The 12,719-nt window shown below is 44.7% G+C and carries 7 protein-coding genes, 2 tRNA genes and 3 rRNA genes; 6 read left to right on the top strand and 6 right to left on the bottom strand.

What is annotated here, in order from left to right:
- Positions 1-360 precede the first annotated feature (360 nt).
- The 5 genes from G4D73_RS02970 to rrf all read left to right on the top strand — a co-directional run bounded on the left by G4D73_RS02970 (position 361) and on the right by rrf (position 5,798).
- Positions 361-1,898: ribosomal RNA gene (locus G4D73_RS02970) — 16S ribosomal RNA — on the top strand.
- 60 nt (positions 1,899-1,958) lie between these two features.
- A tRNA-Ile gene (locus G4D73_RS02965) sits at positions 1,959-2,035 on the top strand.
- A gap of 71 nt (positions 2,036-2,106) precedes the next feature.
- Positions 2,107-2,182 (top strand) — tRNA-Ala (locus G4D73_RS02960).
- A 404-nt stretch (positions 2,183-2,586) separates the two neighbouring features.
- A 23S ribosomal RNA gene (locus G4D73_RS02955) occupies positions 2,587-5,481 on the top strand.
- Between the two features lie 202 nt (positions 5,482-5,683).
- Positions 5,684-5,798 (top strand): 5S ribosomal RNA (gene rrf / locus G4D73_RS02950).
- Together the 16S, 23S and 5S rRNA genes with 2 tRNA genes alongside form the textbook arrangement of a ribosomal RNA operon.
- 399 nt (positions 5,799-6,197) lie before the next feature.
- Here rrf and G4D73_RS02945 read toward each other — a convergent pair.
- From G4D73_RS02945 to G4D73_RS02920, 6 genes are all read right to left on the bottom strand, one after another.
- Positions 6,198-6,779 (bottom strand): lytic transglycosylase domain-containing protein, encoded by a 582-nt coding sequence (locus G4D73_RS02945; RefSeq protein ID WP_086044746.1) that lies wholly within the window; start codon positions 6,777-6,779, stop codon positions 6,198-6,200.
- A gap of 124 nt (positions 6,780-6,903) precedes the next feature.
- Positions 6,904-7,395 carry a GNAT family N-acetyltransferase gene (locus tag G4D73_RS02940; protein ID WP_180038479.1) on the bottom strand — a complete coding sequence of 164 codons (492 nt, stop codon included), beginning with the start codon at positions 7,393-7,395 and terminating at the stop codon, positions 6,904-6,906.
- A 113-nt stretch (positions 7,396-7,508) separates the two neighbouring features.
- Positions 7,509-8,708: an acyl-CoA dehydrogenase family protein gene (locus G4D73_RS02935; RefSeq protein ID WP_213687351.1), complete on the bottom strand. Its 1,200-nt coding sequence runs from the start codon at positions 8,706-8,708 to the stop codon at positions 7,509-7,511.
- A gap of 23 nt (positions 8,709-8,731) precedes the next feature.
- Positions 8,732-10,027: an acyl-CoA dehydrogenase family protein gene (locus G4D73_RS02930; protein WP_213687350.1), complete on the bottom strand. Its 1,296-nt coding sequence runs from the start codon at positions 10,025-10,027 to the stop codon at positions 8,732-8,734.
- Between the two features lie 235 nt (positions 10,028-10,262).
- Positions 10,263-11,639 (bottom strand): ABC1 kinase family protein, encoded by a 1,377-nt coding sequence (locus G4D73_RS02925; RefSeq protein ID WP_213687349.1) that lies wholly within the window; start codon positions 11,637-11,639, stop codon positions 10,263-10,265.
- Between the two features lie 160 nt (positions 11,640-11,799).
- Positions 11,800-12,108 (bottom strand): hypothetical protein, encoded by a 309-nt coding sequence (locus tag G4D73_RS02920; RefSeq protein ID WP_213687348.1) that lies wholly within the window; start codon positions 12,106-12,108, stop codon positions 11,800-11,802.
- 200 nt (positions 12,109-12,308) lie between these two features.
- Here G4D73_RS02920 and G4D73_RS02915 point away from each other — a divergent pair, with 200 nt between their 5' ends.
- Entirely contained in the window at positions 12,309-12,695 is a 387-nt protein-coding gene (locus tag G4D73_RS02915; RefSeq protein WP_213687347.1) for a DUF1311 domain-containing protein, read from the top strand.
- Positions 12,696-12,719: the final 24 nt, after the last annotated feature.

The raw sequence follows: 12,719 nt of genomic DNA, 5'->3' as shown, positions 1-12,719 counted from the left end.
AAACGCAAAAAAAGTGTTAAAAATAGCTTTTTAGATTAAAAAATAAACGTATGGTTGGTTTTTTTGGATATTTTTAAGAAAATCCCTTGCGCTCGTTTTGAAACTGTATAGAATACGCAGCACACCAACGCAATGCATGAAACGAAACGTTAAATAATTGGGTTGGAGCTTGAAACTGACGAGGTTTTAAGAAGATCATTAAGAGATTATGAAGAACAACTTGTGTGGATTTTTACTGGTTGATCGATCGAAATTATTTTCATTGATTGATGGTAGAAATTACTCGAAGTTTATTTGAGAAATATTTGTCAGAAAATTGATGAGCCAAGATTGGCACCCTTTAAGGTGCTACATAGTATTAAACTGAAGAGTTTGATCATGGCTCAGATTGAACGCTGGCGGCAGGCTTAACACATGCAAGTCGAGCGGGGAAAGGTAGCTTGCTACCTGACCTAGCGGCGGACGGGTGAGTAATGCTTAGGAATCTGCCTATTAGTGGGGGACAACATCTCGAAAGGGATGCTAATACCGCATACGTCCTACGGGAGAAAGCAGGGGACCTTCGGGCCTTGCGCTAATAGATGAGCCTAAGTCGGATTAGCTAGTTGGTGGGGTAAAGGCCTACCAAGGCGACGATCTGTAGCGGGTCTGAGAGGATGATCCGCCACACTGGGACTGAGACACGGCCCAGACTCCTACGGGAGGCAGCAGTGGGGAATATTGGACAATGGGGGGAACCCTGATCCAGCCATGCCGCGTGTGTGAAGAAGGCCTTTTGGTTGTAAAGCACTTTAAGCGAGGAGGAGGCTACCGAGATTAATACTCTTGGATAGTGGACGTTACTCGCAGAATAAGCACCGGCTAACTCTGTGCCAGCAGCCGCGGTAATACAGAGGGTGCAAGCGTTAATCGGATTTACTGGGCGTAAAGCGCGCGTAGGTGGCCAATTAAGTCAAATGTGAAATCCCCGAGCTTAACTTGGGAATTGCATTCGATACTGGTTGGCTAGAGTATGGGAGAGGATGGTAGAATTCCAGGTGTAGCGGTGAAATGCGTAGAGATCTGGAGGAATACCGATGGCGAAGGCAGCCATCTGGCCTAATACTGACACTGAGGTGCGAAAGCATGGGGAGCAAACAGGATTAGATACCCTGGTAGTCCATGCCGTAAACGATGTCTACTAGCCGTTGGGGCCTTTGAGGCTTTAGTGGCGCAGCTAACGCGATAAGTAGACCGCCTGGGGAGTACGGTCGCAAGACTAAAACTCAAATGAATTGACGGGGGCCCGCACAAGCGGTGGAGCATGTGGTTTAATTCGATGCAACGCGAAGAACCTTACCTGGTCTTGACATAGTAAGAACTTTCCAGAGATGGATTGGTGCCTTCGGGAACTTACATACAGGTGCTGCATGGCTGTCGTCAGCTCGTGTCGTGAGATGTTGGGTTAAGTCCCGCAACGAGCGCAACCCTTTTCCTTATTTGCCAGCGGGTTAAGCCGGGAACTTTAAGGATACTGCCAGTGACAAACTGGAGGAAGGCGGGGACGACGTCAAGTCATCATGGCCCTTACGACCAGGGCTACACACGTGCTACAATGGTCGGTACAAAGGGTTGCTACCACGCGAGTGGATGCTAATCTCAAAAAGCCGATCGTAGTCCGGATTGGAGTCTGCAACTCGACTCCATGAAGTCGGAATCGCTAGTAATCGCGGATCAGAATGCCGCGGTGAATACGTTCCCGGGCCTTGTACACACCGCCCGTCACACCATGGGAGTTTGTTGCACCAGAAGTAGGTAGTCTAACCTTAGGGGGGACGCTTACCACGGTGTGGCAGATGACTGGGGTGAAGTCGTAACAAGGTAGCCGTAGGGGAACCTGCGGCTGGATCACCTCCTTAACGAAAGATTGACGATTGGTAAGAATCCACAACAAGTTGTTCTTCATACGATGTATCTGAGGGTCTGTAGCTCAGTTGGTTAGAGCACACGCTTGATAAGCGTGGGGTCACAAGTTCAAGTCTTGTCAGACCCACCAAATCTGACTAACGAAGCATGAAAGTGCTGAAGCAAACAGAACAGAACGATACATTGACTTATTGATAAGCTGGGGACTTAGCTTAGTTGGTAGAGCGCCTGCTTTGCACGCAGGAGGTCAGGAGTTCGACTCTCCTAGTCTCCACCATCACTTACATTGATCTTGAAATGATCAAGCAAACGTAAGATGAGCTAAGAAACATACAAACAGCTAGATAGCTTATAGAGCTTAGTAAGAAAGAGGCGTATGATTCGCTTCGTTGTTATTAACCTCTGTGATTTATCACAGTTTCCTGACCTGACGAAGGCTGGAAAAATCATTAACAGAATATATTTGAGTTGAAATAATTTGTTCAAACTCGTTTCAAGTAGGCAACTACAAGAAATGAGTTCTAGCGAAATTAACTGAATCAAGCGTTTTGGTATATGAATCTAATTGAAGCTGTACTGTAGTTAAATCTACGAAACGCCAACTGTATGAGCGTGATGAGAGATCATCACAATCTGTTGCTTATCCCACTTGTAAGGATAAACGACTGTTTGGGGTTGTATAGTCAAGTAATTAAGTGCATGTGGTGGATGCCTTGGCAGTCAGAGGCGATGAAAGACGTGATAGCCTGCGAAAAGCTCCGGGGAGGCGGCAAATATCCTGTGATCCGGAGATGTCTGAATGGGGAAACCCACTTACCATAAGGTAGGTATTGCAACATGAATACATAGTGTTGCAAGGCGAACGAGGGGAAGTGAAACATCTCAGTACCCTTAGGAAAAGAAATCAATTGAGATTCCCTCAGTAGCGGCGAGCGAAAGGGGAAGAGCCCATTAAGTCATATAAGTTCTAGTGGAACGCTCTGGGAAGTGCGACCGTAGACGGTGATAGTCCTGTACACGAAAGGGCTTATATGATGATGTCGAGTAGGGCGAGGCACGTGAAACCTTGTCTGAATATGGGGGGACCATCCTCCAAGGCTAAATACTCCTGACTGACCGATAGTGAACCAGTACCGTGAGGGAAAGGCGAAAAGAACCCCTGTGAGGGGAGTGAAATAGATCCTGAAACCGCATGCATACAAGCAGTGGGAGCCGGCTTAGTCCGGTGACTGCGTACCTTTTGTATAATGGGTCAGCGACTTATATTCAGTAGCAAGGTTAACCGCATAGGGGAGCCGTAGGGAAACCGAGTCTTAATAGGGCGTTTAGTTGCTGGGTATAGACCCGAAACCAGGTGATCTATCCATGAGCAGGTTGAAGGTTGGGTAACACTAACTGGAGGACCGAACCCACTGTCGTTGAAAAGCCAGGGGATGACTTGTGGATAGGGGTGAAAGGCTAATCAAACTTGGTGATAGCTGGTTCTCCCCGAAAGCTATTTAGGTAGCGCCTCGGACGAATACCATTGGGGGTAGAGCACTGTTTCGGCTAGGGGGTCATCCCGACTTACCAAACCGATGCAAACTCCGAATACCAATGAGTACTATCCGGGAGACAGACTGCGGGTGCTAACGTCCGTAGTCAAGAGGAAAACAATCCAGACCGCCAGCTAAGGCCCCAAAATTATAGTTAAGTGGGAAACGATGTGGGAAGGCATAGACAGCTAGGAGGTTGGCTTAGAAGCAGCCACCCTTTAAAGAAAGCGTAATAGCTCACTAGTCGAGTCGGCCTGCGCGGAAGATGTAACGGGGCTAAAACTATATGCCGAAGCTGCGGATGCATAATTTATTATGCGTGGTAGGGGAGCGTTCTGTAAGCCGATGAAGGTGGATTGAGAAGTCTGCTGGAGGTATCAGAAGTGCGAATGCTGACGTGAGTAACGACAATGCGAGTGAAAAACTCGCACGCTGAAAGACCAAGGGTTCCAGTCCAACGTTAATCGGGGCTGGGTGAGTCGACCCCTAAGGCGAGGCCGAGAGGCGTAGTCGATGGGAAATTGGTTAATATTCCAATACTTCTGTGTAATGCGATGAGAGGACGGAGAAGGTTAAGTCAGCCTGGCGTTGGTTGTCCAGGTGGAAGGTTGTAGGCATGTATCTTAGGCAAATCCGGGGTACTCTATGCTGAGAACTGATAGCAAGCTGTACTTGTACAGTGAAGTGGCTGATACCATGCTTCCAGGAAAAGTCTCTAAGCTTCAGTTACACAGGAATCGTACCCGAAACCGACACAGGTGGTCAGGTCGAGTAGACCAAAGCGCTTGAGAGAACTCTGCTGAAGGAACTAGGCAAAATGGTACCGTAACTTCGGGAGAAGGTACGCTGTTGTCTGTGATAGGACTTGCTCCTTGAGCGGCCGACAGCCTCAGAAACCAGGCCCCTGCAACTGTTTATTAAAAACATAGCACTCTGCAAACACGAAAGTGGACGTATAGGGTGTGATGCCTGCCCGGTGCTGGAAGGTTAATTGATGGGGTTAGCGTAAGCGAAGCTCTTGATCGAAGCCCCAGTAAACGGCGGCCGTAACTATAACGGTCCTAAGGTAGCGAAATTCCTTGTCGGGTAAGTTCCGACCTGCACGAATGGCATAATGATGGGGGCGCTGTCTCCAGCAGAGACTCAGTGAAATCGAATTCGCCGTGAAGATGCGGTGTACCCGCGGCTAGACGGAAAGACCCCGTGAACCTTTACTGCAGCTTGACATTGAACTTTGATCTTACTTGTGTAGGATAGGTGGGAGGCTTTGAAGTCGCGACGCTAGTTGCGATGGAGCCGTCCTTGAAATACCACCCTGGTAATATTGAGGTTCTAACTCTGTCCCGTTATCCGGGACGAGGACCATGTCTGGTGGGTAGTTTGACTGGGGCGGTCTCCTCCTAAAGAGTAACGGAGGAGTACGAAGGTGCGCTCAGCGTGGTCGGAAATCACGCGTAGAGTATAAAGGCAAAAGCGCGCTTAACTGCGAGACCCACAAGTCGAGCAGGTACGAAAGTAGGTCTTAGTGATCCGGTGGTTCTGTATGGAAGGGCCATCGCTCAACGGATAAAAGGTACTCTGGGGATAACAGGCTGATACCGCCCAAGAGTTCATATCGACGGCGGTGTTTGGCACCTCGATGTCGGCTCATCTCATCCTGGGGCTGAAGCAGGTCCCAAGGGTATGGCTGTTCGCCATTTAAAGAGGTACGCGAGCTGGGTTTAGAACGTCGTGAGACAGTTCGGTCCCTATCTACCGTGGGCGTTGGAAATTTGAGAGGATCTGCTCCTAGTACGAGAGGACCAGAGTGGACGAACCTCTGGTGTACCGGTTGTCACGCCAGTGGCATCGCCGGGTAGCTATGTTCGGAAGGGATAACCGCTGAAAGCATCTAAGCGGGAAGCCTACCTCAAGATAAGATTTCCCCGAGACTTTATGTCTCCTAAAGAGCCGTTGAAGACTACGACGTTGATAGGTTGGATGTGGAAGCATAGTGATATGTGAAGCTGACCAATACTAATTGCTCGTGAGGCTTGACTATACAACACCCAAACAGTTGTATATAAAGCATCAATTGATTTCATATTGATCTAACGATCAGACGAAGCCTTGATTTAGTTAAGCTAAACGAACAAACTACTGCAACTCAGATACATCTGTTAATGCATTCTATTTGAAGAAAGCTAGGCAAACGAAGCGCAAGCAACGTAGATAAGACCATAGCGAGTAAGCATACCAGTTGTGCTGGCGACCATAGCAAGAGTGAACCACCTGATCCCTTCCCGAACTCAGAAGTGAAACCTCTTAGCGCTGATGGTAGTGTGGGGTTACCCATGTGAGAGTAAGTCATCGCCAGCTCATTATTCCAAAATCCCCCTCCGCCAAGGCAGAGGGGGATTTTTTTATGCGTGGAATTTTAGATAAGATATTTAACATATCTATATCTCAAAGTTGATCAGATTCTTCTGAGACAGAGAATTCCTGTTAATTTGTTTGACCTATTGGGATCTCTGTAAAACTAGCGCTATAAGAGTTTACAAGCTGATCTTATAAACCTTACAAAATAAAAAACCAGCGAATCGCTGGTTTTTTATTGCAGACTATTTTAGCTGAATATATATATCATGGCTGAGATTAATAGGTTGTAGGTATACTTTCATGGTAAAAACTTTAATGGACACAATTAGCGATTACTATTTACCAAATATTAAATAAAATAGCCTAAGTATGGTTAAATTAATTCTCTTTATTCAGTCATTAGAGAGAGTCTTTTAGCATTTTTTTATGCTGTTTTACTTGGTTGGCATAACGTTTACCTTGTTTACGCATTTTACGATTATTTTCATAACCTGACGGACCTACATTATAATAGGCAAGCGCTTTCTTCCAGTCACCGGATGATTGATTATATTTAGAAAGAATATATGTACCACATTGGATATTACTGCTTTCATTGTATAAATCACCTGGGCAGGTTTGTTGCCAATATCTTGGAATCACTTGCATCAAGCCTACCGCACCTGCTGGCGAAGTTGCTTGGCTACGATAAGTAGATTCCTGATGAATCACAGCCGCCACTAGGAGCGGATCTACACCTTGATTTTGTGCATGTTGAACAATTAAAGGTGAAACACGATTAGCTGTACTGGATGGGGTGGAGTAAGCAGTTTGAATGCCTTTAGATAATTTAGCTGCGCGCTTTTCTACCGAGCCTCCGCCCAAAGATGAGCAACCCGCAAAAAGAAAAGTGCTCAATAAAATAGAAGAAAATTTAAAAGAATGAGAATTAAATAGTGAACGTTTAGATTTAATTGGATTTAATAGATGAGAAAAAAACAAACTGTGAATTCCATGCCTGAATAAACGTATTTCGATGTTAGGCAGCCTATATACAAGAGTCAAGCTCGCTGCTGATGAAAGCACTTTATTAATGTACAAACTTTATCTATCTACTAAAAAATCTCTAAGTTGAAAGGTTTTTTAGCATCCAGATTTCACAGGCTTCACTATGTCCGGTATTGCCTTCAGGGTGATCAAGGTGCTGAAAACCTAATTTTTCATAGAGTTTCACCGCTTGCCAAAGCGCTTTAGTTGTTTCTAGATAGACTGACTTAATCTGATGAGTCTGTGCAAATTCAAAGGATAATTCTAAAATTTTTTTGGCAAAACCTTGCTGACGAATTTCAGGTAAAAAGTACATTTTCTGAATTTCTAAAATAGTTGCATTACCTTTTAATGGCGCAATTCCACCACCACCGTAAATTTTATTTTGTTGATCCACAATAACCCAGTAAGCTGATTCCGGTTGCTGATAAACTTGATATAGCTCATCTAGAATAGAATCGCCTACCGCGAAACCAGATTCTGCTGCCAGTCCAAACTCTTGGGACACAGAACGGATAATGCTTGCAATTTGAGTATTATCTTCAGGCTGAATAGGACGAATAGAGTACATATAGAACTGATTTTATTTTGAAAAAACGATGAATTTTTATAACCTTAAATCCTTAAAAAATCCATCGTTTAATTAACTCAGGTAAGTTTAATTCGCTATTTAATGAGCAATCACTATTTTAATTCGCTCGATGATTTTTCTAGTTCCCGACGGGCAATAATCAGTTGCTGAATTTGCTGGGTGCCTTCAAAAATATCCAGAATCTTGGAATCACGCGCCCATTTTTCTAAAAGTTCAGTTTCGTTATAACCAGTGGCTGCCGCAAGTTCGACACATTTTAAGGTAATTTCATTACCGATCCGACCGGCCTTGGCTTTGGCAATAGATGCTTCACGTGAATTTGGTTTGTGATTATCGGCCATCCAGGCGGCTTTCAGCATCAGCAAGCGTGATGCTTCCCATTCAGCTTCCATACGATAGATTTGTGCTGCGATATTAGAGCTTTGTAAATACGGTGTGGCATAAGTAGAGTCCAGTTGATCCTTAAAAATCTCCTTGATGCGTTCCAGCGAGGCTTTCGCACAACCAATCGCCATGGCTGCAACCAGCGGGCGAGTATTATCAAAGGTTTCCATTACGCCAGCAAAGCCTTTAGCAACATCGATTTCTGCATGACCGAGCAAGTTTGCTGCAGGTACTCGACAGTTGATAAAGCTAATCGTGGCAGTATCGGATGATTTAATCCCTAATTTATGTTCCAGTCGTTCAACCTTCATTCCTGGAGTACCTTTGGTCACCACAAATGATTTAATTGCCGATCGTCCCAGTTTTTTATCCAAAGTTGCCCAAACGACCACTGCATCAGCACGCTCTCCGGAGGTTACAAAAATCTTCTCACCATTCAGAATATAATCATCACCATCTTTGGTTGCAGTGGTACGAATTGCAGCGGAATCTGAACCGCAACCTGACTCGGTAATCGCCATGGCTGCCCAAGTCTCGTGAAAACGCTGTAATTGTTCCTCATTGGCAACGGCTGCAATGGCTGAGTTTCCTAATCCTTGACGTGGCATCGAAAGTAATAAACCAGTATCGCCATAACACATTTCAATAATGCTCAGGGCGGTAGACATATTAATGCCATTTTTATTGCTGCTGTCTGCATCGCCACGTTTATTGACTGCTGCACCTGCATTCATGCCTTCACTACCTTGGTTCATGCCATCCACGACTGAAGCGAGCATGTCTAGCTCTATCGGATAAGCGTGTTCAGCCTTGTCATATTTACGTGAAATCGGGCGCAAAACATTGAGGGCAACTTCATGTGCTTGATCAATCAAAAGCTTGAATTTTTTTGGAGTTTGTAGATTCATTATTGTTCTTCTTTATGTTTTGATCAGGCATGCAAGCCAGAATGGAGAATGGCAGTGGCTCTCAGGTCTCTATACCAGCGTTCTACCGGATGTTCTTTCGTGAAACCATGACCACCCAAAATCTGTACACCATCGGTGCCGATTTTCATGGATTTTTCTGCGCAGAGCAGACGGGCCAGATAGGCTTCACGATGAAAGTTTTGTCCCGATTCAGCCAGGCTGGCGGCATTCAGGATCAGCATTTGCATCGCGTCAATTTCAATGGCCATATCGGCAATCATAAAGGCGACACCCTGACGATGGGAAATCGGTTCAGCAAAGGCAATACGTTCATTGGCATATTGCACACAGTATTTTTTGACTGCTTCACAGGCGCCCACTGCCATCGCACACCACATCAGATTGCCCAAATCTACGAATGCACGATAATCAAAATCTTCATCACCCAGACGATGTGCCGGAGTATCTTCAAATTTGAGCGTAACGGTTTGAGTAGCTTTTAATCCCATAGCCGGCGATTTTTTTGCAGTAACCGTAATGTCGCGTTGCACCACAAAGACCTCAGCTTTTCCGTTTAGATCAGCACTGACCAGATAGAGATCGGCACTTTCTCCGAAGAGCACTAAGGTCTTTTGACCCCGAATCAGATAATGTCCCTGATGTGCAACAGCCTTGGTTCTAAGTTGCTCCGGGTTAAACGCTGCTGTTTCTTCCTGCACTGCAAAGGTGGCCTTTAACTCAGGATTCTCTGCGAAAGCGCCCAGATATTCTGCCTGAATTTGCTCTGAGCCCCAGCGGGTAATGGCGTTAATGACACTAAAAGTCGAAAGTAAGCCAGCGGTCAGGCTGAAATCTCCTTGTGCCAAATGTTGAGCGATTAAAATATTGCTGACAATATCCTGTTCTGATGCAACGCCCCCCAATGCTTCAGGCAGGGCATAGAAATTCAGACCTAAATCAGTGCTGTATTGCCAGAGTTCATGGGGAAATAATTCATGCTGATCTGCATCATGCGCCAAGGGATACAGCACCTCTTGGGCAAATTGCTGCATGGCATTACAGGTCATTTGCTGTTCTTCAGTCAGATTCATATCAAATAAGGATTTGGACTGATGGGGCAGACGTTGTTTTTGAATCTTCTGGCTAGATTTCAGGATTTTCTGGGTTTGCCCCAGGGTTTTGAATCCTGCTTTTGAACTTTGATAAAGTGATTTTTCTACAAATTTCCGCAGCTTTAACTGGTCTAATACTTCGCTGCCCGCGATTTTGGTCAGTATGGACAAGCCAAATCCTTGGGCTTTATTCACCATATTATTCATTCTGATTATCCTAAAGGTGTTGTCACGTTATTTTTTAATACTGACATGTGCTCAGATATAAAACTATGTCGTAGGTGACAAGATTAATTGGCAATTTTTAGGTTTTTTGGATTGAAGGAAGGGATGAATAAATCAATGAAAATTAAAAGAAAGATAAAAATATAAAAAATCGAATATGTCTAAAAATTGACCCGAATGACAAAATCATCCGGGTCTTTTTGATGCAGGTTTTATTTTAAGAGAGATGATGTTTAATCATGGCACGCACATTGGTTTTGGCATCAATCACGGTCATAAAAGTATAGGCACCAATAAATTTACGGCTAATAAACATAAATTCTTTGGGTGGAACACTGAAATAACGTGAAGCCATAGATCTCGATGCCTGTTGCATCACACGGCTATGCAGCTGGCTTTTTTTCCAGTCATAGCGATTATGTTCATCCATGATGCCAGCTGGCAATTCTTGATTATTTAGCGGTGAACTAAACGCTTCGGTGGCCAGTAAAAAGACTTTGGCCATATCCGGTTTGATGCTTTGCGGAATCGAATCAAAAAACTCATAACCAGTCATCGCCTTGACCATCATATCCGAGTCATGATGATAGCCTGCCTGGATCAGGTTACGCGCAACACTGAGCAGATGCTGGTCAAACTGGCGGATCGCGCCAAAGTCGAGCAGAATGATCTTGTCGTGCACATCTGCGCCATTGCCCAGACGAACCAGATAATTACCAAAGTTCGGATCGGTTTGCATCTCGCCCCATTCGAAGATTTCACGTACTGCAATTTCCAGAGAGGCTTCCCCTAACTGGTTGCGGCGTTCTTGGGGCAGGGACAACATCACCGGGCTGTTGATCGGCACACCACGTTCAAAGGTCATGCACAGCACACGATCTGAGCAATATTCATTAATAATGGTTGGGACGATATAACGAGGATCATCTTTTAAACGCGTCGCAAAACGACGCGTGGTATCTGCTTCAATCTGATAATTTACTTCACGGTGCATCATCTCACGGACTTCATCGAACCACTGGTCGAATTCGCGGGTCTGCGGCACGATGCGAGTCAATTTCAGCATGTTTTTAAACAGGCTCATATCCGAATCAATGGCTTCTGCCACACCCGGATACTGAATTTTTAACACCAGTTCCATGCCATCAGATTTTCGGGTAGCGCGATGTACCTGTGCCAAAGAAGCTGTGCCCAAAGGTTCATGATCAATGGTGAGATCGTCGAGTTTTGAACCGAGTTGTTGCTGTAACTGGGTCTTGATGGCTGGCCATGCCAATGCCACCGTCTGATTGTTCAGGGTATTTAGAGCTTGAGTGACTTCTTCTGGCAGAAAATGCTCACCATACAGTGCCATCATCTGCCCAATTTTAACGATAGAACCTTTTAGCTTGCCAATTTCTGCCACCAGATAATCAGCCTGTTCTTTCATGGCTTTTTTACGTTTCTTTTCTTTTGCTTCTTCACTTGAGAACATGGAGCTTGCACTAGAAGCCGCCCAACGCGTGCCTGCCAGCAAGGATGCCTTTGCGATCGATAAGCGTCGATCCATAGAGGAGGTTTTCAGTTGTTTAAGCTTATCGTTCTGATCTGACATGTAAACTCGATCCTTTCATCATCAGCATGAAGCAGAATAAATCATTGTAAGGGATAGTAGCGTTTCTGCACGTATTAAAAAAGTTTAAGCCGCTGAATTTATAGCAAAAGCTAGGCAAGCTTTCATTTATTCACCAACTTGTATCAGTTTAGACAGGGCATTATGCCATTTGAAATTGGATTTTTAATTCAGATCGTTGTTGTAACTGTTGTTTATTTGTTTGAATATGTTGATGAATCAGGCGCTGTACGCTGTCATGCATGAAGCCCAAAGCATAGCCTTTTACAATCACAATACTTGGCAAGCCAAAAAACAGATATTTAGCATCGTCCAATGTCGCATCGGTAAATACGCCATGTTGCATTAAGGTCGACTGCAAAAATACCTTTTCTTGCTGCACCTGACTGGAGGCTTGATCATCCCAGTAATTCTGGCGCATCGCCATAAGATTATTGTGCTTATAGCTCATAGATCTGGGCTCGTTTGAAGATTTAATGCGGATTATATGTGGGTCATGGGCCAATTTTCAATTGTGCAACTGTTTAATCTTTCAGTCCGAGAAAGGCATAGGATTTTTGTCCGGACTGCGTTAATATCAGTGGATAATTTAAACAATATTGATTGTTAAACATTTATTGGGATTGTACCGGTTTCGGTCAAGGGGAAGTTATGCGTCTTGCATGGTTTTTAGTTGCATTTTTTGCGGGTACTGCGGTTCAGACTCAAGCTGCTGTTGGGTATTCCAAGGAATATACACAGTGCATGAATTTTAGTTATGGCAATACACCCAAAGCGGAAAAATGCCTGGAAAAAGAGCTGAAAGTTCACAATAAACGCCTGAAGAAAAACTATAAAACTTATCTAAAATTAAATCCGAACCAGACCGCAGTCATCCGCAGTCAGCATGTATTGTGGGAGCGTAAACTGTCCCAGCAATGTAACTTTAGAATGTCAGGAAAATATGCCAAGCAGCAACAGGGTCAATGTATGCTGGCTTTGATCATGGATCAGGCCAATCTTTATCAATCCCGCTCTTATGCGTCCGGGTTCCGATAAATCATCATAGTATTAGCATCGACA

Origin of the sequence: Acinetobacter sp. WY4 (assembly GCF_018438165.1) — a bacterium.
Lineage (GTDB): Bacteria > Pseudomonadota > Gammaproteobacteria > Pseudomonadales > Moraxellaceae > Acinetobacter.
Note: the sequence above shows the minus strand (reverse complement) of the source record. Positions and strands in the feature narration are given on the sequence as shown.

What these genes read in the sequence shown, in the direction of transcription:
- G4D73_RS02935 (WP_213687351.1), bottom strand. Translation starts at nt 8,708, where the DNA reads ATGAATCTACAAACTCCAAAAAAATTCAAGCTTTTGATTGATCAAGCA.
- G4D73_RS02940 (WP_180038479.1), bottom strand. Translation starts at nt 7,395, where the DNA reads ATGTACTCTATTCGTCCTATTCAGCCTGAAGATAATACTCAAATTGCA.
- G4D73_RS02920 (WP_213687348.1), bottom strand. Translation starts at nt 12,108, where the DNA reads ATGAGCTATAAGCACAATAATCTTATGGCGATGCGCCAGAATTACTGG.
- G4D73_RS02930 (WP_213687350.1), bottom strand. Translation starts at nt 10,027, where the DNA reads ATGAATAATATGGTGAATAAAGCCCAAGGATTTGGCTTGTCCATACTG.
- G4D73_RS02925 (WP_213687349.1), bottom strand. Translation starts at nt 11,639, where the DNA reads ATGTCAGATCAGAACGATAAGCTTAAACAACTGAAAACCTCCTCTATG.
- G4D73_RS02915 (WP_213687347.1), top strand. Translation starts at nt 12,309, where the DNA reads ATGCGTCTTGCATGGTTTTTAGTTGCATTTTTTGCGGGTACTGCGGTT.